We start from the raw sequence: 25,591 nt of genomic DNA on the forward strand, positions 1-25,591 counted from the left end.
TCGGGCCACCTGCGGTGAACGCCAGGGTGCGGCACCTGAAGACGGCCGCCATTCGGATGACGGGCACCCGGCGCTTCGGCGCGGTTCAGCCGGTGGGCGCGACCGGCCGGCGGGCGGTGCGCAGGTCGCGGAGGGTCCAGCCGCGGCCGGCCGGGTCCAGCGGCGCGGTGGCGGCGGTGAACAGCTCGGCGGCGCGCCGGTAGGACAGCCGGCCGCGGCCGGTGACCGGGCAGCGGTCCCGGGCCGGCGTCCCGGCCGCGGCGCGACGCTCGGTGAGGAACACCGGCCCGGACGCCCGGCCGGCCACCAGCAGCGGCAGCAGCCGGCCGGCCCCGGCGCCCCACCGGACGGCCGGTTCGGCGCGGATCCGGCGGCGGACCAGGTCGAGGTCGTCCACGTCCAGGGCCAGCAGGCGCTCGATCGGCGCCGCCGTCTCGTGGACCAGCCGCCAGCACGCCTGCTCCCGCAGCCCGGCGGGCAGCCGGAAGATCGCCTTGAGGTGCTCAGGGCCGAGGACCGCGGCCGGTGCGGCGGCGGCCGCCGCGGGCGGGCGGAGCCGGTGCAGCGGGTCGCCGGTGATCCAGCCGTTGGTCCGCCACCAGGTGACCGCGCCGCGCAGGATGGACAGCTCGCGCCCGACGGTGCGCGGGTCGGCGCCGGCCGCGCGCCGCTCGAGGGCGTCCCGCAGCCGGCGGGCGCCGTCCGGCGGGTCCAGCAGCGCCAGCGGCAGCACGGGCGGCGCCGCGCCGCGCCGGGACCGGCCGGGCGGCGGCACCCGGCCGACCAGGTGCCAGGCCCAGGTGGCCAGCGCGATGCGGTAGACGCGCCGGGAGGCCGTCCCGAGGCGCAGGCTCGCCAGGTACAGCTCGGCGGCGACCGCGTACTCGACCGGTGCCGGATGCTCGACCGGTGCCGGGCCGGTGGCCACGTGACTCCCTCCTGCGGACTAGGGCTCTACCGCAGTAAAAAACAGACGCCGGTGATGACGATGAGCCGACCCTACCGCTGCGGCAATGCCCTCGACCAGGTGGTTCCTCCCGGCCTGCTGTGCGCGCCGTTGCTGCAGTAAAGGGACTCAACTTTCCTCAGCGAAGGTATTGAAGAGTGCCGGGGCGCGGCGTCAGGCTGGCGGGCGTGATCGGAGATACGGTCCGGCGGCGGCTCGTCCCGCTCGCCCATCGCGACCTGCGGCTGTTCTTCGCCGGTGAGGCGGCGTCCCTGCTCGGCTCGGCCATGGCCTCGCTGGCGCTCAGCTTCGCGGTGCTCGGCGCCGGCGGGTCCGGGCGGGAACTCGGGCTGGTCATGGCCGCCCGCATCCTGCCGATGGTGGTGCTGATGCCGGCCGGCGGAGTGCTGGCCGACCGGCTGGGACCACGCCGGATGATGGTGGCCGGGGACCTGATCCGCTGCCTCGGCCAGGCGGCGCTCGCCGTCGCGCTGATGTCCGGCCGCCCGCCGACGGTGGTGTTCGCCGTCCTGGCGGTGATATCGGGGACCGGCGAGGCCTGCTACCTGCCCGCGCGCGGCGCGGTGGTCCCCCGGGTCGCGGCGGCCGGCCGGCAGTACGAGGGCAAGCTGCAGGATGCCAACGCGCTCGGCGGGCTGGCGCAGTCGCTCGCCACGGTGAGCGGCCCCGCGCTGGCCGGCCTCGCCGTCGCGGCGGCCGGCCCTGGGCCGGTCATCGCGCTGGACGCCGCCACCTACGCGTTCAGCGCGATCATGCTGGCCCGGCTGGCGGTGGACGACTCCCCCGCCGCGTCCGGCGGAGGATCCGAGGCGGCCGCGCTGCGCGCGGGCTGGCGGGAGTTCCGCTCGCGCGGCTGGCTGTGGGTCAGCACGCTGCAGTTCACGCTGTTCAACATGCTGGTGTGGGCCCCGTTCCTCGTCCTTGGCCCGGTGGTCGCGCACGACCGGCTGGGCGGCGCGTTGGACTGGGGCATCATCATGGCCTGTTACGGCGCGGGGTCGGTGGCCGGCGGCCTGGCGCTGGTCGGCGGGCGCCGCGCGTGGCGGCGGCCGCTGGCCGTCGCGACGTTCGCCACGCTCGGCTGGGCGCTGCCGTCCGCGGCGCTGGCGGCCGGGCTGCCCGTGCCGCTGGTCGGCGCGGCGGCGCTGGTGGCGGGGGTCGGCGCCGCGGTGAGCGGCGCCCTGTACGCGATGGTCAACCAGCGGCACCTGCCGGCGGCGGTGCTGGCGCGGGTCACCTCCTTCACCGCGGTCGGCGCGTTCGCCCTGGGGCCGGCCGGGCTGGCCGCCGCCGGGCCGGCCGCCGACCTGGCCGGCGCCGGGCCGGTGCTGGCCTTCGGCGCCGCCTGGCAGGCGGTCACCGCGCTGCTCGTCCTCGCGCTGCCCGCGATCCGGCGCCTCCCCCTGGCACCGGACACCGCGCCGGCCCCGGAACCCGCCCCCGCCGCCGGCCGGACCGGCCGTACCTGACCGACCGCGTCCGCCCGGCGCCACCGAGACCGCCGGGCGAGCCGCCGGAGGCACCCTCACCCGCAGCCGGACCGGCCATGGCGGACGCCCGGCGGCTCGACAGACCGACGCCCCGCAGCGCGCCATGACCCGGCGGCCCAGTGGCCCAGTGACGCGGTGGCCCGGTGGCCCGGTGGCCCGGTGGCCCGGTGGCGCGGTGGCCCCGTGGCGCGGTGGCGCGGTGACCCGGCGCCCGGGTGGCGCGGTGACCCGGCGGCCTGCGCGGTGACCCGTGGCCAGGCGGCCAGGTGTCGATAAGATCATCGGTGTGCTGCTGATGACGTTCCAGGCGTATCCGGACGGCCCCGGGGAGCCGGTGGCCGGCGAGCAGGAGGCGCTGCGCGTCGCCAACGAGCGGTTCACCGAGTCCGGCCAGCTGGTCGTGGTGGACGGGGACCGGGTCGGGTTCCTGCGCCGGGACGTGCGCGGCCGGTTCGTCGCCGTGCGGGAGCGGCCGCCGGTCGCCGAGGCGCTCGGCCTGCTGCCCCATCCGGAGGGCGGCTGGTACCGGGAGACCTGGCGGACGGAGGTGGCGCTGGAGCCGCCCGGGTACGGCGGCCCGCGCCGGACCGCCACCGGCATCTACTTCCTGCTCCAGCCGGGCGAGGAGTCGGTGTGGCACGCCGTGCGTTCCGACGAGGTCTGGTTCTGGCATCGCGGCGGTCCGCTGGCACTGGTGCTCGGCGGCACCGGCGAGCACCCGCCGGCCGGCGGGACGCCGGGCGTCGAGACGGTGCTGCTCGGTCCGGAGGTGGAGGCCGGTCAGGTGCCGCAGGCGCTGGTTCCGGCGGGCACCTGGCAGGCGGCCCGCCCGGCCGGCGACGCGGCGGTGCTGGTCAGCTGCGTGGTGTCCCCCGGCTTCGACTTCGCCGACTTCACCGCCCGCTGAACGCAAGAAAGGCGTCGTACACCACATTTTCCTACCAGATCCCTACATTTCATAATGTATTAGCATCGAGTCCAGTACGGTATTGACGAGATCCTCCGGGGCCAGCATCATCCTTTAGCCGGTTCCGTCGGCCACGAGTACCCGAGGTCTCCGTGCGGTTGCCCAGAGTGAAACCGGAACACCGTCCCCATAAATACGGACAAGACAAAATCCGCATTGGTGGCGCCATTTATGGGATCGCCGCGGAAATCACCGACCCGGACGGTTTCGCCTGGGCCGCACTCAACATCATGGACGGCACCCGGACCCAGCGGGAGATCGCCGGCCATCTGCACGATCGTTTCCCCGGTCTAAGCGTGGACGCCGCGCAGCGGATCGTCGACCTGCTGGTGGGGTCGGGATACGTCGAGGACGCCGCCGCCACTCCGCCCGGCGAGCTGAGCGCCACCGAGCAGGAGCGATACTCGCGCAACATGGCCTTCTTCCGCCGGGTCGACCTGCGGCCGCGCCCGCACGGCTGGGACGCCCAGATCCGCCTCAAGCGGGCCCGGGTACTCGTCCTCGGGCTGGGCGGCACCGGCAGCCACGCCGCCTGGGCGCTGGCCGCCTGCGGCGTGGGCACCCTGCACTGCGTCGACCGCGACGTGGTGGAACTGTCGAACCTCACCCGCCAGTCGCTGTACCGGGAGTCCGACATCGGGCGGCCGAAGGCGAGCGTCGCGGTCGCCCGGCTCGCCGAGGTGAACTCGTCGGCCGAGATCACCGGCGAGGTCCGGCAGATCGTCCGGGCGGAGGAGCTGGCCGAACTCGTCCGCGGGTTCGACGCGCTGGCGCTGTGCGCGGACGAGCCCGCCGGCCCGGACGGCATCCGGGTCTGGGCCAACCGGGCGTGCCGGGCGGCCAAGACGCCGTGGGCGGTCGGCGGGTACAGCGGCCCGCTGGTCAGCGTGGCCGTCTTCGACCCCGCCGGCCCCTGCTACGAGTGCCTCACCGAGACCGTCGAGGCGTCGCTCGACGCGCCGCCGCCCGTGCTGGGTGACACGGGGGTGATCGCCACCTCGGCCGGCGTGTCGGGCCATCTCACCGCGCACGCGGTCATCTCCCTGGTGACCGGAGTGCCGGAGCTGCCCGGCGGTTACGTCACCGGCGTCAACCTGGTCGCCCCGGACCAGCACGTCTATACCCGCCACCCGCCGGACCCCCGCTGCCCGGCATGTGGGCCCCCATCCCCCGGCCCGCCATGACCTCCCGGCGCTGCGCACGGCGGCACCGATGCCGCCACGTCGAGAAAGGGGAAGATATGGAAGAGGCTCCATCCGTACCGGTGGCGGGGTCCACCGGCACGACGGCGGGCACGGGCGTCGACCGGATCTCGATCCGGCTGCTCGACAAGGTCGAGACGACCACGACGTACTGCGGGAATTCCAACAGCTGAACCGGGCCCGGCCCGGACGACGCGACCGGTGGCGGCCCGCGGGGACCGCCCGCCGGCCCGTTACCGGACCGGGCCCGGGCGGGTGGCCGTCCGCCGGCCGCCCGCAGGCGGCGGAACGACTCCGCCAGGTCCGCACCACACTGCACGCCGCGGGCCACGGCCCGTGCCTGAGCCCGCGGCGGCGGGTGCTCGACTTTCCTGGCCGGCACCTGCGCGTGCGGCCACGCGCGGCCGTGGCCGGGGATGTCCGGCAGCGGCATCCGCCGGGCGACCGGAGGCGGTCAGTTGAGCCGGCGCAGGAATCCGTTGGCGATGAGCCAGCTCACCGGCACCTCCTCGGGGACCGGCGGCGCCTCGGGGATGAACCTGCTGACCAGGTGGTACTGGGTTCCGCCGCCGGGCTGCTGGAACGCCGGCGCGGCCGGGCCGCCGTCCACCGCGAAGTCGCGGATCACCTCGTACTGGTGGTAGTTGCACGGGTATTGCGGCGACTGCGGGTTGGTGTCCAGGTTGGTGGGCGGCAGTGCCCGCTGCGGGAACGGCATGCCGAGCGGCGCCATGAACGAGCCGCCCTCCCCGCCGAACCGGTCCAGCTTCTCCCCGGCCCGCAGCGTCATCCCGGCGGCCAGCACCTTCCCGTTCGGGTAACCGCCCGCATGGGCGAAGCCGGCGTCCGGCGGGAAGCGGTAGAAGTTGGTGGCGAAGTCCCAGTAACGGTTGAGGAACCGCTGCGGTGAAAGGCCGCCGAGCGGCACGTAGGGCTTGAGGATCCGGCCGAGCAGGCCCTTCTTTGGCAGGTACTTGGGGCCGAGCCGCGGATCCAGGTTGATGAAGGGCGCGGTGCAGACCGGCCGGGTACCGTCGCCGGCCGCGGCGGCCGGACGGGCCGGAGCCTGGACGCCTGGACCGGCCGCACCGGCGGCGGCCGAGCCGCCAACGGTCGAACCGCCAACGGTCGAACCGGCAATGGTCGAACCGGCAATGGTCGAACCGGCATTGGTCGAGCCGGCGGCGGTCGAGCCGGCGGTGCCGAGGGACACGGCGGAGACGGCGGGCCGGGCGGGTGGCGCGCCGGCCGGCACGGCACGTGCCGGATCCGGGGTGACGGTACCGGCCAGCGCCGGCACGGCGGACAGAGAGAGGGCCGCGATGCCGAGCCCGGCGGCGGCCAGCGGCGCGCGCCGGCGAAGATTTCGCACAGGATCCTCCTGAACACCGGCCGCCTGAACCGGAATATCGCTCGATAGCCGGACATGGCGGATAACTGGAGCAATTACGGGGATCGCCCTTTTCCGGCGGCCGGTCCGACGCGATTACCGCGGCCGGACGCTCCGGCCGCGCCGGGCCGGGCACGAGCCCGATTCCCGATGGAGGAGGACGATCGCTGCGTGATTACCCGCTTCTTGATCATGAGCTGGGCAGTCCCGGCAAGGAATGCACAAAACCCGAATGACAAACACCGTGAAGCACCGGTCAATCCGCACGACTGCGATATCCCGACCCGCCACGCATTTACCGCCATGGCGGTACGAGGCCCGCGCGGGCCCGGCAGCCGACCGGATATCGACCGGCCGGGCGGGAGGGCCGGATCCCGGACGGAACCGGCCGCGAGCAAGCGGGGCCGGCTGGGAAATCGGTCGGCGGCGCGGAACAATGCAGGAAAGCGCCCGAACGAGGAGGTCAACGGTGACCCGCCAGCTCGTCTCCGTCGTCGGTGGCAAGCCCGCCGACGACGCCAACGCCGCGACCTACGACTCGGTCGATCCGGCCCGCACCGAGCGGGTGGTGGCCCGGGTCCGGCTCGCCGGCGCCGACACCTTCGCCTGGGCGTGCGGGGCGGCCGCCGCCGCGCAGCGAGAGTGGGCGCAGGTGCCCGCGCCGGTGCGCGGCCGGGTGATCGCCTCGATCGGCCGGCTGGTGGAGGCCAACGCCGAGACGCTGGCCCGGCTGGTCACCGAGGAGATCGGCAAGCCGTACGCCGAGGCGCTCGGCGAGGTGCGGGAGATCGTCGACACCTGCGACTTCTTCCTCGGCGAGGGCCGCCGGCTGTACGGCCAGACCGTGCCGTCGGAGATGCCGGACAAGAGCCTGTTCACCTTCCGGGTCCCGGTCGGCGTGGCGGCGGTGATCACCGCCGGCAACTTCCCGGTCGCGGTGCCGAGCTGGTACCTGGTGCCCGCGCTGCTGTGCGGCAACGCCGTGGTGTGGAAGCCCGCCGAGTACGCCGCCGCCTCCGCGCACGCGCTGTACCGGCTGTTCGCGGCGGCCGGGCTGCCCGAGGGCGTGCTCAACCTGGTGTTCGCCGACGGGCCGGCGACCTTCGCCGGGCTGTCGGCCGCGCTCGGCGAGGGCACGGTGCACAAGGTCGGCTTCACCGGGTCCACCGCGGTCGGCCGGGAGATCGGCGAGCTGTGCGGGCGGCACCTGCAGTCGCCCTGCCTGGAGCTCGGCGGCAAGAACCCGATGGTCGTCATGCCGGACGCCGACCTGGACCTGGCGGTGGAGGGCGCGCTGTTCTCCGGGTTCGGCACCGCCGGCCAGCGGTGCACCTCGCTGGGCACCGTGCTGGTGCACGAGTCGGTGCACGACGAGTTCGTCACCAGGTACGCCGCGGCCGTCCGCGACGCCGCCGTCGGCGACCCGGCGGGCGCCGTGCTGTACGGGCCGATGCTGGACCACCGGTTCGCCGAGCGCTACGAGGAGTACCTGGGCTGGATCCGGCCGCACCACACGGTGGTCACCGGCTCGAGCGGGCGCATCTCGCCGGAGAATCCGCGGGGCGGCTTCGACGGCGCCGGCGGCCTCTACTACCACCCGGTGGTGGTGGACGGCGTGCGCCCCGACGACCGGCTGTTCCTGGAGGAGACCTTCGGCCCGATCGTCGGCGTCACCTCGTTCGGCGAGCTCGCCGAGGCCGTCGAGCTGGCCAACCGCCCCGGGTACGGCCTGTCGGCCTCGATCTACACCACCGACCCGGCGGCCGCGTTCCGGTTCCGGGAGGGGGTCGGCGCGGGGATGGTCAGCGTGAACAACTCGACCTCCGGTGCCGAGGCGCACCTGCCCTTCGGCGGCAACGGCCGGTCCGGCAACGGCAGCCGGCAGTCCGGTATGTGGGTGCTCGACCAGTTCACCCGGTGGCAGGCGCTGAACTGGGACTACTCCGGGCGGCTACAGAAGGCGCAGATGGACGTGGCCGAAATCATCCCCGACCTGGAGTTCCGCCTCTGAGCTCTAGCCCGGCGGCCGGGCACCGGGCGGGTCGTATCCGAGCACCCGCATGGCGGTCTCCGGGTCCAGCGCCGCGGCGAGCAGCTGGGCGCGCTCGACGGCCCGGTCCCGGGCCTGCTCGGCCCGGACGCGCCGCACATGCTGGCCGCGCACCGCCACCAGCGCGGCGGCGCCCCCGGTGACCAGCAGTACCAGCGCCGCCGCCACCGCCAGCACCCCGCCGGGCGAGGGCCCCTGGCCCGGCCCGGGCGTGCCCCGGGTGCCACCGAACGCGGCCACCGCGAGCAGCACCAGCAGCACCAGCGCGAGCACGCCGGCCACCGCGACGCCGAGCGGCCAGACCCGGCGGCGGGCGGCGGCCCGGTCCGGGACGGCGGCGGGCGGCGCTCCAGCCGGTCCCGCTACGGCGGGCCGTTCCTCGCGCCACGGGATGAAGTGCGGCGCGCCGTTCCCCTCACCGTCCGGCGGTCTCGCGTCGCCGGATCGCCCGCCGTTGGCCGGGCGTCCCACGACCGGCGCCCCGTTCGAGCGGCCCGGCTCCGCGTCCGGGCCGCCGCCGGCGAAAGCATGCGGCGCGAAGCCCGGAACGTAGGAGACGTGGCCGAGGGCGGGAGGAAGCTCGCCGGTCATCGCCGGCACCGGGGCGCCGGCCGGCACGGGCTCGGGCAGCGCCGCGGTCACCCGGCTGTGCGTGCGGTGCGCCTCGGCGGCCAGCTCGTGGTACTCCTCCAGCCGCCGGTAGAAGTCGTCGGAGGCGTATCCCGACCCGTCGACCAGCGGGCCGGGCCGCCGCTCGATCACCGCGACCACGTCGTCGCCGGCTAGCGTCTTGTGCCGCTCCAGGGCGTGCGCCAGGCTCAGCACCTCGCGGCGGCTCTCCCGGAGCAGCTCCTCGGTGCGGGCCAGCAGCCGGGTGAGGTTGTACTCGATGCGCTCGGCCAGCATCTCCGGGGTGACCGGGTCACGAGGCTCGGGTACCTGCCCGGCGGCGCCCGGCCGCAGGGACGCCTTGCCGTCCCGGATGCCGAGCAATTGCAGCGCGGGCAGGGAGGCGACGCCGACGCCCATCCCCCAGTGGGCCTCCATCATGCCGGTGACCATAGTGGCGCTCTCCAGGTCGCCGCTCACCCCGGAGGAGTTGTCCTCGCCGAAGAACATCCGCTCGCCGGCCAGCGAGGCGAGCGAGACGATGATGTCGGACTCGTACTCGCTCCGCCACCGGGTGAACTGGTCCTCGGGCTTGATGCTGGAGACCATGCCGAGGTAGTCGGCGCCCTTCTCGATGGTGGCGATGTCGATCTCCAGGTGCCGCCGGGTGCGGTAGGCGGCCACCGCGTGGCAGGCCTCGTGTACCGCGACGGCGTGCCGCTCGCGCTCGATGTACTCCACGTCCTCGGGCGGGCCGAGCTGCTTGAGGCGCTTGGCGACCATCACGTCCGCCCAGGTGATGACCTCGCGGCCGGCCCGGATCGCGGTGATCAGCGACTCGTTGACCAGGTCCTTGATGGTGGCGCCGGTGGCGTAGGGGGTGATGGTGGCGAGCTTGTCCAGCTGCTCGGCGGTCAGCTCATGGCGCACCTTTCCGAAGTAGCCCTGGTAGGTGCGCACCCGGCCGGCCTTGGAGGGGTAGCCGACCTTGTAGATGCGGTCGATCCGGCCGGGCCGCAGCAGCGCCTCGTCCAGCGAGTTCGGCATGTTGGTGGCCATCATGACCAGGATGCGGTACTTGGGCGGCGGCTTGGGGCGCATGCCGAACAGCCGGCGCACGTACCGGTTGACCAGGCCGCGCGGCTTCTTCAGCCCGGACAGCTCGGTGAGCAGGGCCTGCAGCGTGCCCATGTCGCCGCTGCCGCCCATCCCCATGCCGCCCATCATCACCCGGTCGCGCTGCTCGGCCGGGGCGTCCGGCCCGGCGGTGCTCCGCAGCAGCGCCGACCGGGCGTCCGGCGACAGGTAGCCGAACCCGTGGCAGCCGGGCGCCTGGAAGGGGGTGGCGTGGCCGCCGCCGGGCGGCCCCTGCTGGGCCAGCGCGCCGCGCCGGCCGAGCGAGTCGGCCTCGTCGAAGAAGACGATCACCCCGCCGTAGCGCAGCGCGAGCTTGCGCAGCTTGCGGAACAGCGACTTCACCTTCAGGATGCCGATGCCCATGAACATGTTGATGAAGGCGCCGGGGTCCACGAAGACGTACGGCCGGCCGGTCTCGCCGGCGACCGCCTCGGCCATCAGTGTCTTGCCGGTGCCCGGCGGCCCCCACAGCAGCAGGCCGCTCGGCACGTAGCCGCCCTTGGCCTCGATCTCGTCCGGCTTCTCCAGGAAGACGATGTTCTCCTTGACCCGCTCCACCACGTGGTCCTGGCCCCACACATCGGTGAACCGGGTCTTGATGTCGTCGGGGAAGTAGGTCTCCACGCCGCCGCGGGACATGAACCAGAACAACCCGACGAACTGCACGATGACGAAGAAGAACCCGAAGGCCAGCTGCAGCCCGTACGGCAGCACCTGCCAGAGCAGCGCGGGCGCCTGGAACAGGGCGAGGGCCGGCGGGACGTCCAGGATCTGGCCGAGCACCAGGGCCAGCACCCCGATCCAGAACAGCCATTTCAGCGCCCGGGCGATCCGGTAGCGGTTCCAGTCGCTGAACCGGCGCCGGCTCCACCGGTCGAACCCGCCGAACACCCGGGCGGTCCAGAACCGGTGGTAGCGAGCGGACCGCTCGCTGACCAGGAAGTGGACCTGCCGCACCGCCTCGGCGGCCAGCAGGATGAGGATGATCGACCCGCCGCGGCCGGCGGCGGTGGTGCGCAGCGCGTCGCCGAACGGCATGATGCCCTCGAAGGACGCCATCTGGTGCCAGGCCAGCACCAGGAAGGCCAGGCCGAGCACCAGCAGGATCCTGGTCCGGTCCCACAGCGGCAGCCGGCCGCGGCCGGCTTCGCTGGGGCCGGAGCCGGGCGGGCGCAGGCCCGCGGGTGCCTCCTGTGTCATGGGCTCTCCTCAAGACCCCGGCCGGTCAGCCGGGCAGCCGCTTGACCTTGAACGAACCGACCACCGTGCCGATCTCGGCCGCCCGCTCCCGGTAGCAGGCGGCCGAGCAGCGGACCAGCAGCACCGACACCGAGCCGCCGTCGGCGGCCAGGTAGGCGGTCTGGTCGAACGTCTGCACCGGCCCGCCCAGCACCCGCAGGTTGTAGACGACGTGCACGCCGCGCACCCCGTCGGCCGGCGGCAGCACCTCGTCCTCTACCAGCTCGAAGCCCTTGAAGGGGTAGCCGGGGGCCTCTTCCAGCTTCTGCCGGGTCTCCTCGGGCAGCACGACCGGCAGCAGCGCGGCGTTGCGCAGCCAGTCCAGCGAGACCTTGTCCCGCTCGGCCTCGGTCAGCCGGGACACCATGGCGAACGCGAACGGCCGGTCGGCGTCCCCGCCGGCGATGTACAGGTGGTCGGCGGACGGCGGGCCGAAGGCGTCGTAGCCGGCGGTCCAGCTGAGCCGCTTGCGCGCCTGGGCGGTGGCCGAGGTGAGGTCGCCGAACACATACCCTTCCAGCGAACGCTGGTCGACCTTGCGCCAGGACGCGGGCACCTTGAAGTAGCTCTGCCCGTCGCCGCCGGTGACGTAGGTGAAGGCGGCGCCGCCGCACCCGGCCGCCGCGATGGTCGCGCCCATGACCAGGGCCGCTGTCAGGGTCACGGCCGGCCGTGACCACACCCGTGCTCGCTCCACCGGGCGTTACCTCCGCTTTGCGGGCCGACATCGGCTTTGTGCCCGGATTCCAACCATTCGACGCTCGAAGTCTTGACCAAATCTTTCCGGAACGTTGGCTCTACTTGTGACCCGAAGGGGGTTGCCTTCCCGGGACCGGGGTGGATCGCCGTCGCGGAATAGTTGAACCGTCAACTTCTGTTGTGCGGAGTAATGTTGGAGCGCGGCGCCCCGGCCGCGTCGAGAAGGAGAGCACCATGCCTGCCGTCACCGCCGACACCCTCACCCTGCCCCGCCTCCCCCAGCTGCCCGAGGGCGCGACGGCCTGGCGGCGGGTGGGCCGGGTCGTCACCGCCAAGCGCCACCTGGAGGGCGAGGGCTTCGCGGTGCGCCGCCCCTTCCCCGGCGTGGACCTGTCGCTGGCCGACCCGTTCCTGCTGCTGGACCACATGGGCGCGGTGGAGTACGCGCCCGGCGAGGCCAAGGGCACCCCGTGGCACCCGCACCGCGGTTTCGAGACCGTCACCTACATCATCGACGGCGCCTTCCGGCACCAGGACACCACCGGCGGCGGCGGGCTGATCTCCGACGGAGACACCCAGTGGATGACGGCCGGCTCTGGACTGCAACATATAGAGCAGCCGCCGCCCGAGCTGGTCGCCTCCGGCGGCCTGTTCCACGGCGTCCAGCTGTGGGTCAACCTGCCGCGTGCGCAGAAGTGGGTCGCGCCGCGCTACCAGGACATCAGCCGGCGGGACGTGAAGCTGCTGTCCAGCGCGGACGGCTCCTCGCTGGTCCGGATCATCGCCGGCTCGCTGGACGGGCACGACGGGCCGGGCCTGACCTACACGCCGATCACCTACCTGCACGCGACGGTGGCGCCCGGTGCCCGGCTCGACCTGCCCTGGCCGGCCGGGTTCAACGCGCTGGTGTACGTGCTCAGCGGGCGCGGCACCGCCGGGCCGGACGGCGTGGCGCTGGATGAGGGGCAGCTCGCGGCGTTCGGGCCGAACGGCGACGCGCTGACCGTGCGGGCCGCGGACACCCAGCCGCAGGCCTCGGCGCAGGGCTGGGAGATCCTGGTGCTCGGCGGCCGGCCGATCCGCGAGCCGATCGCCCGCTACGGCCCGTTCGTGATGAACAACCGCGAGGAGATCGTGCAGGCCTTCGAGGACTTCCAGGCGGGCCGGATGGGCGTCGTCCCGGCCGAGAAGATTCCGCACCGGTCCAGCCAGGACGAAACCATCTGACCGGTCCGGCCCGAAGTGATGGGTGAGGCCGTTCCACGGGCTCGCACGTCACGCGGCCCCCGGCGGCGGGGATTCCCTGATCCCCGCCACCGGGGACCATCCCCGCGCGACCGCCATTCCCGCCGGCCCGCGATCCCGGCGGCCGCCATCCGCGATCGGCCGGCATCCCCGTGCGGCCGGCGGCCCGGCGTGCGTGACGGCGGTCCGGGCCAGGCCGGGCCTGCTCGGCCGGCCTCCCGGCGGGCGTTAGGCTGCCACGCATGCCTACCGCACTGATCACCGGAGCCACCGCCGGGCTGGGCGCCGCGTTCGCCCGCCGGCTGGCCGCCGACGGGTTCTCCCTGGTCCTGGTGGCCCGGGACGCCGGGCGCCTGGCCGAGTCGGCCGCCGAGCTGTACCGCCGCTACGGGGTGGCCGCCGAGGCGTTGCCCGCCGACCTGTCCGCCGAGGACGGCATCGCGGCGGTGGCCGAGCAGGTGGGCCAGGGGGTGGATCTGCTGGTCAACAACGCGGGCTTCGGTCATCCCGGCGCGGCGCTGGAGGTGCCGGTGGCCGACGAGGTGACCATGCTGCGCCTGCACTGCGAGGCGGTGCTGCGTCTCACCCTGGCCGCGCTGCCGGGCATGCGCGCCCGTGGCCGGGGCGCGGTGGTGAACGTCGCCTCGGTGGCGGCGTTCTTCGCGCACGGCACCTACAGCGCGAGCAAGGCCTGGGTGGTGAACTTCAGCGAGTCGCTGGCCGGCCAGATCCCGGAGAAGAACGTGCGGGTCATGGCGCTGTGCCCGGGGTTCGTGCGCACCGAGTTCCACCGGCGCGCCGAGATCGACACCGCCGGCATCCCCGGCTACCTGTGGCTGGACGCCGGCCGGGTGGTGGACGCCGCGCTGCGCGACCTGGCCCGCGGCCGCACGGTCAGCGTCCCCGACCCGCGCTACAAGGTCATCTCCGCGGTCGGCCGCCACGTCCCGCACCGCGTCGTCGACCTCGTCGCCACCCGCCTCGGCCGCTGAGCGCCGCACCCGTCTCCTCTTGCGAGCATGCGGCTCGCAATCGAGACACAGCGAGACACGCGGAGCTACACTGGTTGCATGAAGGTGATAACGCAGCGCGAGTTCCGCAACAACTCCGCAGCGGTCATGGACGCGGTCGAGGCCGGCGAGGTCTACCACATCACCCGTAACGGCGTGGAAGTGGCCGAGCTGCGGCCGCTCGCCCGGCGGCGCCGCCTGACCGCGGAAGAGCTGGTCGCCCGGCACCGCCGGTTGCCGCGGGTCGACCATGGTCGCATGCGGCAGGAGGCGGACGAGTTCTTCGGCACCGACGACCGCGTCTCCGAGCATGACGACCCGTGGCGGCGTTCCGGTGGCTGACCCCGCCGGTTCAGGAGTGCTGGACACCTGCACATACATCGATCTGGATGTACTCGACCCGCGCCTGCTGCCCGATTATCCGGAGATAACGACCATCACCCTCGCCGAACTCCATCAGGGGGTCGCCATGGCGAAGGATGCCGCGTCAAGAGCCGCGCGCATGGAGAAGCTGGGCGCGGCCGTCACCGATTTCGCCGCGCTGCCGTTCGACGGTGACGCGGCGGCACGATACGGGACTCTGGTGGCACTCGCCATCGGGGCGGGCCGTGATCCTCGCCCCCGCCGGATGGACCTCATGATCGCGGCAGTCGCGTCGACCCGGAACCTGCCGCTTTACACACGCAATGCCGCTGACTTCAAAGGGCTGGAATCGGTCGTCGACGTCATCCCGCTATGACAAGGCGGTGCCCGCCGCCGGCCCTTGGGTGGGCCGGCGGCGGGTGAGGTGGGATCAGCAGATGCTGGTGCCGTTCTCCGGGTGGATGCCGAAGATCCAGCCCTTGTGGCCCGAGCCGACCAGGCAGCCGGTGGGCTGGTAGAAGGCGTAGCCGTAGTCGAGGGTGAACCCGTTGTTGACCAGCGGGTGGCCGGACGGCTCCGGGAAGCCCTCGCAGGCCGCCCGGGTGGTCCAGTTGTAGCAGAGGGTGTCGCCCTTGTACTTCCCGTCCTCGGTGTAGAAGGGGAAGTACGACCGCTGCTGCTGGCTGTAGGCGATCTGGGTGGGCTGGAAGACCACGCTCTTGGCACCGTCCGCGGGGAAGATCTCCTGCAGGCCGGGCGGTGTGGGCCGGATCCCGCCGTTGAAGTCGTGACAGGTGACCACCGGGGCCTTCTTGGTCTTCTGTCCGGCCACGGTGCACACTCCCACCGCGTTGTTCTGCGCGTCCCGCTCGGTGAAGATCGCCAGGATGCGCATGGCGTCCGGCCCGCCGTCCGCCTGCGGCGTCCAGCCGGCGCACGGCGCCTTGGCGGCCGGGTCGAAGCAGGTGACGGTGGGCGGGTGCGGGGTGGTGCTGAACCCCGACTCGTTGTTCGACGAGATGTAAACCCGGCCGTTCACCGTCTCGGTGTTGCCGAGGAAGTCCTGCGGCCCGATGCCGGCCTTGTCGTTGTTGGGGATGATGCCGGTGTTCTTGTACGGCTGGCCGTCGCAGCGCAGCAGGTTGAGGGTGTTGTAGCAGAGCACCTGGCCGTCGGTGCTGGCCCCGTAGATCTCATCTCCGACCTGGATGAAGCCGGTCAGTCCGTTGGTGTTGCTCTTGCCGGGGTTGTTGGTCAGCGGCGCCAGCGGCTGGTAGCCGCAGTTGTACTGGGTGGCCAGCAGCAGGCAGCCGACCCCCACCGAGCCCTTCGGGTATCCGGCGAACGGGGTCGAGGTGACCGCCGGGTACAGGATCAGCGAGGTGTCCAGCGGGTTGGTGATGTACTGCGGCACCTCGGTGGTCGAGATGTCACCGATCTTGGCGTCCAGCGCCGACGGCAGGGTGCCGAGCGCGGACGGCTGGGTGTTCAGCGTCTTGGGCCAGGCGGTCGGCTGGCCGGCCGGGTCGGTGCAGTGCGTGCCGTCCGCGATGTTCACGCAGGTGATCTTGGCTGCGGCCGGCGGGGCGAACGCGTGGTGCGCGATCGACCAGGCCTGCAGGCCGGGGTTCGGGCCGCTCTGCATGAACAGCAGCGGCGCGAAGGAGTCGATGTTGGAGTGGATGCCCTGCGACGGCATGCCGCGCCGGAACTTCTTCGGCAGCTTGACCGGGGCCCGGGTGGGCTTGTGCCAGGCCGGGATCTGGATGCCCGGCGCCGGTCGCAGCCCGCCGCGGGCGGCCGGGACGTCGGCCCCGGGCACCGGGTCCCGGCCGGGGCCAGGCGTGGTGTCGGCGTGGACCGGGCTCGCCACCGGCGATGACAGCAGGATCGCGGCGGCCAGGGTAACGGCCGACCTGGTTCGCCGGAGTCCGCGGCCGGAGCGTCCGGCCGGTTGTCTGATCAGGCGCACTGCGCCACCTCGTTTCCTGGAATGGGACGTCCGGGGGTTCCGACCCCATTCCTATTCGAGCGACGTCCCGCCGTTCTCCCGGCGCGCCCGGCCCGGACCAGAGATTTACGCGAACGGTGCGATAAACCACGGACGGCCGTTTATCCCGCTGGGCCCCTCTAGGCCGAGTAAACGAACCGGACCGTACCCGGCCGGCGGCGCGAAGGCCGCCTTCCTGCGGAAGAGCATGATCGATGCGACGAATCATCGGAAATCCCCGCTTTTCTTCACCGCTACTCACGCCGTTAAATGCCCACCAATCAGCGCTTCGACTGATATTTCAGTGTGGCGACACGCTGGTCCCGCAGGCGGTGAAAGGCCGTTCGTCACGGGCGGTCTAAAGTCGGGCCTGTCGAAGACAGGGAGGCGCGATATGGGCGAGAAACTGGTCGTGGTCGGGCAGGGATATGTCGGCCTGCCGCTGGCCATGCGGGCAATCGCCGCCGGGTTCGACGTCGTGGGGGTCGACGTGGACGATTGGCGGGTCAAGCGGCTGGACGCCGCCGAGTCCTACGTGGAGGACGTCGCCGACACCGTGCTCGCCGCCGCGCACCGGTCCGGCCGGTACCGGGCCACCACCGACTACGCCGCCGCCCGCGACTTCGACCTGTGCGTGATCACCGTGCCGACCCCGCTGCGCGAGGGCGCGCCCGACCTGCGGCACGTCGCCGACGCCGCCCGGCGGATCGCCCCGCTGATCCGCCCGGGCGGCACCGTGATCCTGGAGTCGACCACCTACCCGGGCACCACCGAGGAGTACCTGCGCCCGCTGCTGGAGGATGGTTCCGGGCTGCGCACCCCCGAGGACTTCTTCCTCGGCTACAGCCCCGAGCGCATCGACCCGGGCAACACCCGCTGGCGGCTGGACAACACCCCCAAGGTGGTCTCCGGCCTCGACCCCGCGTCGCTGGCCCGCGTCGAGGCGTTCTACCGGCGGATCGTCGAACGGACGGTGCCGGTGTCCTCCACCCAGGTCGCCGAGCTGTGCAAGCTGCTGGAGAACACCTTCCGGCACGTCAACGTCGCGCTGGTCAACGAGCTGTCGATCTTCGCCGGGCAGCTCGGCATCGACGTGTGGGAGGCCATCGACGCCGCCTCCACCAAGCCGTTCGGCTACCTGCGGTTCACCCCCGGCCCGGGGGTGGGCGGGCACTGCCTGCCGATCGACCCGTCCTACCTGTCGTGGAAGGTGAAGCGCAGCCTCGGGCACAACTTCCGCTTCGTGGAGCTGGCCAACGACATAAACGACCACATGCCCGCGCACGTCGTGCACCGGCTGACCCTGGCGCTCAACCGGCGCGGCCGGCCGGTCAACGGCAGCACCGTGCTGCTGCTCGGCCTGGCCTACAAGAAGAACACCGGCGACGTCCGCGAATCACCCGCGGTCGAGGTGGCCAAGTCGCTGCGCAAGCTGGGCGCCGAGGTGCGCGCCGCCGACCCGCACCTGGCCGACCAGGTGCCGCTCGACGTCACCATGGTGGCCGCCACCGAACGCGAGCTGGCCGCCGCCGACATCACCGTCGTGCTGACCGACCACGACGCGTTCGACTACGGGCTCGTCCAGCGCGCGGCGGGTCTGGTCTTCGACACCCGCAACCGCTGCCGCGGCCCCAACGTCGAGCGGCTGTGAGCCGGCGGCCGAAGACCCGGTGAGGAACGGGTAAGGAGACCGTCACCCGGCCGGGCGGCGCCCGGACACCTGATGATCTCCCGGCGAGACTGGCCGGCATGGCCAACACGCAGTCACAGTCCGGATCCGGCGGCCCGGCCGCGACCGTTCCCGCCACCCGGCCGCCCATCACCGCCGCCCCGGCGGGCGGGGGGTGGCGGGCGGCGGCGCGGTGGCTGCCCCTGCTCTGCGCCGCGGGCGCCGCGGTCGCGGTGTTCCGCTGGACCGGCACCCCGGCCGGCGACATCGGGAAGTTCGCCGCCTACCTGGTGCTGTGCGTGGCCGCCCCCGGCACGCTGCTGGTGCGCGCCCTGTACCGCGGCCCGCGCACGTTCACCGAGGAGATCGCGCTGGGCACCGCCGCCGGGTACGCCGCCGAGGTGCTCGCCTACATCCCGGCCCGGGCGCTCGGCGCGCCGCTGGCCGTGCTGGCCTGGCCCGCGCTGACCTACCTCGCCTTCCTCGGCGTCCCCCGGCTGCGGCGGTACTGGCGGCACCAGGTCACCGCGCGCACGCCCGGGTGGTGCGCCTGGGCCATCGCCGCCACCGTCACCGGTCTGGTCGCCTACACCGGGGCCACCCACTTCCGCAACAACCCGCTGACCTGGCCGGCGGCCGGCGCGGGCGGGTACGACATGCCGTTCCACCTGGCACTGATCAGCGAGCTGCGCCACCACATGCCGCCGGCCATGCCCAGCGTGGCCGGCCAGCCGCTGCTCTATCACTGGTTCGTCTACGCGCACTCCGCCGCGGCCAGCTGGATCACCGGCGTGGAGCCGCTGGTGCTGCTGCTGCGCCTCGGGATGCTCCCGGTGAACGCCGCCTTCCTGGTCCTGATCGTGATGACCGCCCGGCGGCTGGCCGGTACCTGGGCGCTGACCGTGCCGGTGCTGGCCGGCAGCGTCCTGGTCAGCACCCCCAGCCTGTACGTGACCGCCAACATGGTGTTCGGCTGGGGCGGCGTGCAGTTCCTCGCCTGGCGCAGCCCCACCCAGATGTTCGCCGGGCTGCTGTTCGCCGCGCTCGTCATCCTGCTGGCCGACCTGCTCACCCGGCGCCGGGTGCCGGCCGGGCACTGGGTGCTGCTGGTGCTGTTCACCGTCACCGTCATGGGGGCAAAGGCGGTCTTCCTGCCGCTGCTGCTGGCCGGCCTGGCGGCCGTGGTCGCCGTGGGGCTGCTGCGCCGCCGCACGCCCGGCGCGCCGGTGCTCGCCCTGGCCGCGCTCACCGCCGGTTGCGTGGCGTTCGCCCAGTTGGTGCTGTTCGGCGGCGGCCGGCAGGGCATGGTGCTCGCGCCGTTCGGCTTCGCGCCGAGCGCCTGGCACGACCTGGCCGGGCCCGGCCGCTCGGCCGCCGGAACCGCCGGCGTCGTCGCGCTGCACCTGCTGTGCTGGGCCATCCCCGCCTGCGGGCTGGTCGGGCTGCTGGCCGCGCCCCGGCTGGCGCTCCGGCCGCCGGTGGTGCTGATGCTCACCATGGTCGCCGCCGGACATGTGATGGTGGTGCTGTTCCAGCACCCCGGCCGCAGCCAGTTCTTCTTCCTGGACGCCGCCTACCCCTACCTGGTCATCCTGTCGGCGTACGGCGTCTGGATCCTGTGCCACCGGGCCGGGCTCGGTGGCCGGACGGCGCTCGCCGCCGGGGTCGCCGGGGTGGCGGTGGCCGGGGTGATCGCGCTGACCTGCGGGGTGCGGGTGCCGCTGGCGCTGGGACGGCCGGGCGCGCTGATCTTCCTGCCCTACGCGGTGCTGGTGGCCGTCACCGTCCTGGCCGCCGCGGTCCTCGCCCTTACCGCGGGCCGGCGCCGCGCGGTGGCGCTGACCACGGCCGCGGTGACCGGCATCGGCCTGGTGGCCTGCGCCTCGGCCATCGCACAGGCCCTGCCGGGCAAGATCGCCGCCAAGGGGGTGGACGGGGTCGGCAAGGCGTCGGTCGCGCAGGCCGCCGTGGTCCCGGTGGGTCTCATGGCGGCCGCCCGGTGGCTGCGCGACCACTCCGCCCCCGGCGACCTGGTCGCCACCAACTCCCACTGCCATTGGACGCAGGACGCGGACCCGTGCGACCCCCAGCAGTTCTGGGGCACCGGGCTGTCGGAGCGCCGCATGCTGGTCGAGGGCTGGTCCTACGCGCCGGCCGCCATCAAGCTGTGGCGCCCGGATTGGGCGGCCAACACCCCGGCGTTCTGGGACCCGGCGCTGCTGCGGCTGAACGACGCGGCCATCGAGCGGGCGGACGCCGCCTCGCTCGCCCGGCTGCGCGACCGGTACGGGGTGCGCTGGCTGCTGGCCGACACCCGGCGGGTCACCGCGCCGGACCGGCTCGCCCAGCTGGCCCCGCTCGCGTACCGCTCCGGGGTCTTCGCCGTCCACCGGGTGATCCCCGGTCCCGGGACAGGGTCGCGATAGGGACAAGGACCGGCAAGAAGATCATCGGGCCGCGGGCGTCCGGCCCGGCGGCCGGGAGGCCGGTCGCCAGACTACGGCCATGACGACGACTCCACCCGCCGGTGATCCGGCACTGGCGGTCCGGGACGGCGCCGCGGGCCGGCCGGCCGGCCCGCGCCACCGGGCGCCGCGCGGCCTGCGCTCGGTGGCCCGCTCGCCCTGGCCGCCCGCCGTGCTGGTCGCCGCGCTCGCGGTGGCGGTGCTGCGGCACTACGGGACTCCGATCCGCGACCTGGCGGCGTTCGCCGGTTACCTGGCCGGGTGCGTGGCGGTGCCGGGCACGCTGCTGGTGCGGGCGCTGCATCCCGGCCGGCGCACCCGGCTGGAGGAGGTGGCGTTCGGCCTGGCGGTGGGGTACGCGATCGAGGTCCTCGCCTACCTGGCCGCCCGCGCCGCCGGCGCGCCGCTACTGGTCCTCGGCTGGCCGGCCGCCACCTACGCCGCGTTCCTGCTGATCCCCCGGCTGCGCCGGCACTGGCGCGGCACCCGCCCGCAGCGGGCGCCGCGGTGGTGGGCGTGGTTCCTGGCGCTGGTCGCCTGCTACGTGCTCGCCTCCAGCGCCGCCGAGTTCTTCCGCACCGCGCCGCTGCGCTGGCCGGCCGCCGGGACGATGCACTTCGACCTGCCGTACGCGCTCGGCATGCTGGGCGAGCTGCGTCACCATCTGCCCCCGCAGCTGCCCATCGTGGCGGGTGAGCCGCTCTACTACCACTGGTTCGCCTTCGCGCACCTGGCCGCGGCGAGCTGGATCACCGGCGTGGAGCCGATGGTGCTGATGTTCCGGCTGGCCGCGTTGCCGCTGGTCGGAGTCTTCGTCGTCCTGCTCGCGGCGCTCGGCCGGCGGATCACCGGCTCGTTCGGCGGCGCGGCGCTGTGCGTGACGGCCACCTTCGCCATGGCGCTGCCCAGCCTGTACGCCAATGCCAACGGGCTGCTCATCTGGACGGGGGTCCAGCAACCGCCGTGGCGCGGCCCGACCACCACGTTCGCGATGATGCTGTTCGTGCCGTTCGTGCTGGTGCTGCTCGACCTGCTGGACGGCCGGCGCACCGGCCGGGCGACCTGGGCGCTGCTGGTCCTGCTCATCGTGGTGATCATGGGCGCCAAGGCCGTCTACCTGCCGCTGGCCCTGGCCGGGCTGGCGGCCGTCGCCGCCGCCCAGGCGGCCCGCCGCCGGCCGCCGTGGCGGGCGCTCGCGGCGTTCGCCCTGGCCGCCGCCTGCCTGTGCTACGCGCAGTTCGTGCTGCTGGGCGGGGCCCGGCTCGGGCTGTTCGTCCAGCCGCTGGCGGCGGCGCGCAAGACGTGGGCGGCGCTGGCCGGCGTCCCCGAACCCGAGGTCACCACGGCGGCACTGCTGGCGTGCGCGGTGCTGTTCCTGCTGGGCTGGGCGGCCGGTTGGTGCGGCTCCCTCTGGCTGCTGCGCGGCACGCCCGGTACCCCGTTCACCGCCTTCACCGCCGGCACGGGGGTCGTCGCGGTGGGCGCGGCGCTGCTGCTCGGCAGCACCACCACCCTCAACCAGGGGTACTTCCTGATCTGTGCCGCGCCGCTGCTGTCGGTGCTCGCCGTACACGGGTTCCTCGTCCTGGCGCGGCGGCAGGGACTCGGCGCCAAGGCCTGCTGCGGCGCGCTGGCGGCCGGGGTGGTGGTGGCGGTGGCGGTGCGGGCGGCCTGCGGGGTGCGGGTGCCGCTGCCGCCCGGCACGCCGTGGCGGGCCCTGCTGCTGCCGTACGCCGTGGTGGCCGCCGTGGTGGCCCTGGCGGCCGCCGGGCTGTGGGCGGCGCGCCGGCGGCCGCGCCCGTGGGCTCTGCTGGTCGCGCTGGTGGTGGGGGTCGGGCCGGCCGGGGCCTGGCCGGCCCGGGCGATGCTGATGGTGCGGCCGGACGGCCGGGCCGGGCTGGAGAACGACCAGCGGGTCGCGCCGGCCGACGTGCCGCGCGGGCTGGCGGCCGCCGCGCGCTGGCTGCGGGACCACTCGGCGCCCGGCGATGTGCTGGCCACCAACGTGCACTGCCGCTGGGGCCACGAGTTGCCGTGCGACACCCGCCAGTACTGGCTGGCGGCGCTGGCCGAGCGCCGGGTGCTGGTGGAGGGCTGGGCGTTCACCCCGGTCAACCACGCCCGGTGGCGGCCGGGTGAGATCCTGCAGCTGCGGCCGTTCTGGGATCCGGCCCGGCTGGCGGCCAACGACGCCGCCTTCACCGCGCCGAGCCCGGCCGCGGTGGCCCGGCTGCGCGACGGCTACGGCGTCCGCTGGCTGGTCGCCGACGAGCGCCGCCTGGCGCCGGGCACCCCGCCGGCCGGTGTCACCGGCCCGCTGTTCCGGGCCGGCGACATCGCCGTCTACCGGCTGCCCGCGGCTCCGGCCCGCTGACCATGGCCGACACTTCGCCCTCACCCGGGCTGCTGCCACCGGTCGCGCCGGTCCGCGGGCCGGTCCCGCCGCCCCGCCGCGCGGAACCCGCGCCCGCCCGGCGGCCTGCCCGGAGGTCCGCTCGGCGGCCCACCCGGCGGCTCACCCGGTGGCCGCCGCCGTGGGTGCCCGGGGTCACGGCGCTCGGCGGCACGGTGGCCGTCCTGCTGCGCCACGGCACTCCGGTGCACGACATGGCGCTGTTCTCCGGATATGTCGTCCTATACCTGGCGTTGCCCGGCACCCTGCTGGCCCGCGCGCTGTATCCGGGCCGGCGGACCCGGGCCGAGGACGCCGCGCTCGGCCTCGCCATCGGCCACGCCGCCGAGCTGCTGGTCTACCTCCCGGCCCGCGCCCTCGGCGCGCCGCGGCTGATCCTGATCTGGCCGGCCGCGACCGTACTGGCCTTCCTCGCCGTGCCCCGGCTGCGCCGGCACTGGCGGGGCGGGCCACGGCCCGCCGTCCCCGGATGGTGGCCGTACTGGCCGGCCGCGATCATGATCGTCTTGCTGCTGACCAGCGCCACGGGGTACTTCGGCGCCACGCCGCTCGCCTGGCCCGCGCTCGCGCGCATTCCCACCGACGTTCCCTTCCACCTCGCGCTGGCCGGCGAGCTGCGCCACCATCTGCCGCCCGGCATGCCCGGCGTCGCCGGCGAACCCCTCTCCTACCACTGGTTCGCCCACGCCCACCTGGCCGCGGCCTCCTGGGCGACCGGCGTCGAACCGCTGGTCCTGCTCACCCGCCTGGACGCGCTCCCCATGGTCGCCGCGCTGCTCGTGCTGCTCGCGGCCACCGCGCGGCGGATCGTCGGCACCTGGACCGGCGCGGGTGCCGCGCTGCTCGGCGCGGTCTTCATCGGCACGCCCGGCATGTACCTGACCACTCGAATGATCTTCGGTTGGGGCGGCATCCCCGGGGAGGCCTGGACCAGCCCCACCCAGACCTACGCCGCGCTGCTGTTCGCCCCGGCGTTCCTCATACTGCTGGACCTGCTGGACGGCCGCCGGTCCGGTGCCCGCCCGTGGCTGCTACTCGGCGCGCTGCTGGTGGCCGTGATGGGGGCGAAGTCCACCTTCCTGCCGGTGCTGCTGGCCGGGCTGCTCGCGGTGCTCGCGGCCGCCGCGCTCGCCGGACGCGGAACACATCGGCCGGCCCTGGTCGCGGCCGGCCTGTGCGCCGCCCTGCTGCTGTTCGCCCATCTGGTGCTCTTCGGCGGCGGCCGGCAAGGGATCGTGCCCGCGCTGTTCTCGTTCGTCACCGAGACACCGGAAAAGCTCGGCGGCCGGCCGCCACTGGCCGGCCTGGCGGCCAGTGGCGGCCTGGGCGCGCTGTTCCTGCTGTGCTGCGCCTTGACCTGCTGCGGGGCCGCGGGCCTGATCGGCGACCGGCGGGAACTCGCCCGGCCGGTGGTGCCGCTCGTCCTCGGCATGGCCGGCGCCGGGTACGCCTGCCTGCTGCTGGTCACCCATCCGGGAGCGAGCCAGTACTTCTTCCTGTTCTCCGCCTATCCCTACCTGGCCATCCTGTGCGTGCACGGCGTGCGGCGCCGGTGCCTGCGCTCGGGGACGCCGCGGCGGCAGGCCGGATGCGCCCTGGCCGCCGGGCCGCTGCTGGTCCTGGCCATCGCCGCCGCGTGCCGCGTGCGGGTACCGCTGCCGGCCGGCTCGTCCGGATACCTGGTGTTCCTGCCCTACCTGCTGCTCTGCCTGGCGATCGCCGCGGGCGGCCTGGCCGTGACCCTGGCCGCCGGCCCGCGGCGGGCGGCCGCGCTCACGCTGGCCTGCTGCGCCGGCGCCGGTCTGCTGGGCTGCCTGCCCGGCCGGCTGCTGACCTTCGCCGCCGGCCGGACGGCCGACCGCGCCCCGGCGGTACCGCCCGGCACCAGGCCGCCGGCCGACCCGGTCCCGCCGGGCGCGGCGCCGGCCGCCCGCTGGCTGCGCGACCACTCGGCGCCCGGCGACCTGGTCGCGACCAACACCCACTGCCGGTGGGGGCACGAAAACCCGTGCCAGAGCAACCAGTTCTGGCTGTCGGGGCTGGCCGAGCGCCGCATGCTGCTGGAGGGGTGGGCCTACTCCCCCACCGGCATCACCGGCTGGCGGCCCGGCCGGCCCTACAACGGCGACCCGTTCTGGGACCGCCGGCTGCTGGCCGTCAACGACGCGGCGACCGTCGCCGGATCGGCCGCCGCGCTCGCCGAGCTTCGTGACCGGCACGGCGTGCGCTGGCTGCTGGTGGACGAGCGGCGGACCGCCCCCGGCGCGCCCCTCGCCGAGCACGCGCGGCTGTCGTTCCGCACCGGCGGGTACGCCGTCTACCGGCTCCGTCCGGCCCGCTGACCGGAGCCCGCCGGGGCGCGCGCCGGCAATCGCGGCCGCACCCTGCCGGCGGCTCGCCGGGTGGCGCGGACGGGAGCCGGCCGCACTCGGGTGGCCGGCCGCCGGCCGGTCGCCCGGTGAGGGCCGGCACCCGGCGGGCGGAGGCCGCGCGTGCGCCGCGCCGCATCTTTGTGGCGGCACAAGGCCGGGTAAGGACCTGGCCTGCGGCGGAGCGGTGACCTGGGACGGCGGCGACCCGATGATCACACTACGCGCATGGCCAGTACTCCGCCGATGGGCGAACCCACCGCCGCCGCGACCGGCACCACCGCCGCACCCGACCGTCCGCCGGGCACCGCCGCGCC

General features: G+C 74.2%; 18 protein-coding genes. 13 read left to right on the forward strand and 5 right to left on the reverse strand.

Annotated elements, in window-relative coordinates; genetic code table 11:
- Positions 1 to 85: 85 nt before the first annotated feature.
- Positions 86 to 928, reverse strand: a complete 843-nt coding sequence (locus Sru01_RS18265) for a site-specific integrase (RefSeq protein ID WP_203987497.1) — start codon at positions 926 to 928, stop codon at positions 86 to 88.
- 206 nt (positions 929 to 1,134) lie between these two features.
- Between Sru01_RS18265 and Sru01_RS18270 the strand changes: the two genes are divergently transcribed.
- The 4 genes from Sru01_RS18270 to Sru01_RS36250 all read left to right on the forward strand — a co-directional run bounded on the left by Sru01_RS18270 (position 1,135) and on the right by Sru01_RS36250 (position 4,799).
- Positions 1,135 to 2,436, forward strand: a complete 1,302-nt coding sequence (locus Sru01_RS18270; protein WP_203987500.1) for an MFS transporter — start codon at positions 1,135 to 1,137, stop codon at positions 2,434 to 2,436.
- A 316-nt stretch (positions 2,437 to 2,752) separates the two neighbouring features.
- Complete coding sequence (locus Sru01_RS18275; RefSeq protein ID WP_203987935.1) at positions 2,753 to 3,364, forward strand: cupin domain-containing protein; 612 nt, start codon at positions 2,753 to 2,755, stop codon at positions 3,362 to 3,364.
- Positions 3,365 to 3,654: 290 nt separating this feature from the next.
- Entirely contained in the window at positions 3,655 to 4,608 is a 954-nt protein-coding gene (locus tag Sru01_RS18280; protein ID WP_203987503.1) for a HesA/MoeB/ThiF family protein, read from the forward strand.
- Positions 4,609 to 4,664: 56 nt separating this feature from the next.
- Positions 4,665 to 4,799: a hypothetical protein gene (locus Sru01_RS36250; protein ID WP_275412184.1), complete on the forward strand. Its 135-nt coding sequence runs from the start codon at positions 4,665 to 4,667 to the stop codon at positions 4,797 to 4,799.
- 281 nt (positions 4,800 to 5,080) lie between these two features.
- On the opposite strand, the gene Sru01_RS18285 is transcribed toward Sru01_RS36250, so the two are convergent.
- A complete protein-coding gene (locus Sru01_RS18285) occupies positions 5,081 to 5,998 on the reverse strand; it encodes a TNT domain-containing protein (RefSeq protein WP_203987506.1) in 918 nt (305 codons plus the stop codon).
- Positions 5,999 to 6,485: 487 nt separating this feature from the next.
- Between Sru01_RS18285 and Sru01_RS18290 the strand changes: the two genes are divergently transcribed.
- Positions 6,486 to 8,027 (forward strand): aldehyde dehydrogenase family protein, encoded by a 1,542-nt coding sequence (locus tag Sru01_RS18290; RefSeq protein ID WP_203987535.1) that lies wholly within the window; start codon positions 6,486 to 6,488, stop codon positions 8,025 to 8,027.
- 3 nt (positions 8,028 to 8,030) lie between these two features.
- On the opposite strand, the gene Sru01_RS18295 is transcribed toward Sru01_RS18290, so the two are convergent.
- The gene (locus tag Sru01_RS18295; RefSeq protein ID WP_203987550.1) at positions 8,031 to 11,012 is read right to left on the reverse strand and encodes an AAA family ATPase; all 2,982 of its coding nucleotides are present in this window, start codon (positions 11,010 to 11,012) and stop codon (positions 8,031 to 8,033) included.
- A 25-nt stretch (positions 11,013 to 11,037) separates the two neighbouring features.
- Positions 11,038 to 11,715 carry a hypothetical protein gene (locus tag Sru01_RS18300; RefSeq protein ID WP_203987553.1) on the reverse strand — a complete coding sequence of 226 codons (678 nt, stop codon included), beginning with the start codon at positions 11,713 to 11,715 and terminating at the stop codon, positions 11,038 to 11,040.
- Positions 11,716 to 11,984: 269 nt separating this feature from the next.
- On the opposite strand from Sru01_RS18300, the gene Sru01_RS18305 reads away from it, so the two are divergent.
- From Sru01_RS18305 to Sru01_RS18320, 4 genes are all read left to right on the forward strand, one after another.
- A complete protein-coding gene (locus Sru01_RS18305; RefSeq protein WP_203987556.1) occupies positions 11,985 to 12,977 on the forward strand; it encodes a pirin family protein in 993 nt (330 codons plus the stop codon).
- Positions 12,978 to 13,237: 260 nt separating this feature from the next.
- Positions 13,238 to 13,987, forward strand: coding sequence for an SDR family NAD(P)-dependent oxidoreductase (locus tag Sru01_RS18310; RefSeq protein WP_203987572.1), 750 nt, complete (start codon positions 13,238 to 13,240; stop codon positions 13,985 to 13,987).
- Between the two features lie 78 nt (positions 13,988 to 14,065).
- Positions 14,066 to 14,347 (forward strand): type II toxin-antitoxin system Phd/YefM family antitoxin, encoded by a 282-nt coding sequence (locus tag Sru01_RS18315; RefSeq protein ID WP_203987575.1) that lies wholly within the window; start codon positions 14,066 to 14,068, stop codon positions 14,345 to 14,347.
- The gene (locus Sru01_RS18320; RefSeq protein ID WP_203987578.1) at positions 14,316 to 14,744 is read left to right on the forward strand and encodes a type II toxin-antitoxin system VapC family toxin; all 429 of its coding nucleotides are present in this window, start codon (positions 14,316 to 14,318) and stop codon (positions 14,742 to 14,744) included. Before Sru01_RS18315 ends, Sru01_RS18320 begins: the two co-directional genes overlap by 32 nt.
- Before the next feature lie 54 nt (positions 14,745 to 14,798).
- Here Sru01_RS18320 and Sru01_RS18325 read toward each other — a convergent pair whose 3' ends face one another.
- A complete protein-coding gene (locus Sru01_RS18325; RefSeq protein WP_203987580.1) occupies positions 14,799 to 16,241 on the reverse strand; it encodes a hypothetical protein in 1,443 nt (480 codons plus the stop codon).
- Between the two features lie 511 nt (positions 16,242 to 16,752).
- Between Sru01_RS18325 and Sru01_RS18330 the strand changes: the two genes are divergently transcribed.
- From Sru01_RS18330 to Sru01_RS18345, 4 genes are all read left to right on the forward strand, one after another.
- Positions 16,753 to 18,009 (forward strand): nucleotide sugar dehydrogenase, encoded by a 1,257-nt coding sequence (locus Sru01_RS18330; protein WP_203987598.1) that lies wholly within the window; start codon positions 16,753 to 16,755, stop codon positions 18,007 to 18,009.
- A gap of 98 nt (positions 18,010 to 18,107) precedes the next feature.
- Positions 18,108 to 20,453, forward strand: coding sequence for a hypothetical protein (locus tag Sru01_RS18335; protein WP_203987601.1), 2,346 nt, complete (start codon positions 18,108 to 18,110; stop codon positions 20,451 to 20,453).
- A 79-nt stretch (positions 20,454 to 20,532) separates the two neighbouring features.
- Complete coding sequence (locus Sru01_RS18340; RefSeq protein WP_203987604.1) at positions 20,533 to 22,866, forward strand: hypothetical protein; 2,334 nt, start codon at positions 20,533 to 20,535, stop codon at positions 22,864 to 22,866.
- Between the two features lie 164 nt (positions 22,867 to 23,030).
- The gene (locus Sru01_RS18345; protein ID WP_203987607.1) at positions 23,031 to 25,247 is read left to right on the forward strand and encodes a hypothetical protein; all 2,217 of its coding nucleotides are present in this window, start codon (positions 23,031 to 23,033) and stop codon (positions 25,245 to 25,247) included.
- Positions 25,248 to 25,591 lie beyond the last annotated feature (344 nt).

The sequence above is a fragment of the Sphaerisporangium rufum genome (assembly GCF_016863395.1).
GTDB classification, from domain to species: Bacteria; Actinomycetota; Actinomycetes; order Streptosporangiales; family Streptosporangiaceae; genus Sphaerisporangium; species Sphaerisporangium rufum.

Coding starts and splice junctions, on each gene's coding strand:
- Sru01_RS18295 (WP_203987550.1), bottom strand. CDS start 11,012: ATGACACAGGAGGCACCCGCGGGCCTGCGCCCGCCCGGCTCCGGCCCC.
- Sru01_RS18340 (WP_203987604.1), top strand. CDS start 20,533: ATGACGACGACTCCACCCGCCGGTGATCCGGCACTGGCGGTCCGGGAC.
- Sru01_RS18275 (WP_203987935.1), top strand. CDS start 2,753: ATGACGTTCCAGGCGTATCCGGACGGCCCCGGGGAGCCGGTGGCCGGC.
- Sru01_RS36250 (WP_275412184.1), top strand. CDS start 4,665: ATGGAAGAGGCTCCATCCGTACCGGTGGCGGGGTCCACCGGCACGACG.
- Sru01_RS18305 (WP_203987556.1), top strand. CDS start 11,985: ATGCCTGCCGTCACCGCCGACACCCTCACCCTGCCCCGCCTCCCCCAG.
- Sru01_RS18315 (WP_203987575.1), top strand. CDS start 14,066: ATGAAGGTGATAACGCAGCGCGAGTTCCGCAACAACTCCGCAGCGGTC.
- Sru01_RS18310 (WP_203987572.1), top strand. CDS start 13,238: ATGCCTACCGCACTGATCACCGGAGCCACCGCCGGGCTGGGCGCCGCG.
- Sru01_RS18330 (WP_203987598.1), top strand. CDS start 16,753: ATGGGCGAGAAACTGGTCGTGGTCGGGCAGGGATATGTCGGCCTGCCG.
- Sru01_RS18335 (WP_203987601.1), top strand. CDS start 18,108: ATGGCCAACACGCAGTCACAGTCCGGATCCGGCGGCCCGGCCGCGACC.
- Sru01_RS18320 (WP_203987578.1), top strand. CDS start 14,316: ATGACGACCCGTGGCGGCGTTCCGGTGGCTGACCCCGCCGGTTCAGGA.
- Sru01_RS18280 (WP_203987503.1), top strand. CDS start 3,655: ATGGACGGCACCCGGACCCAGCGGGAGATCGCCGGCCATCTGCACGAT.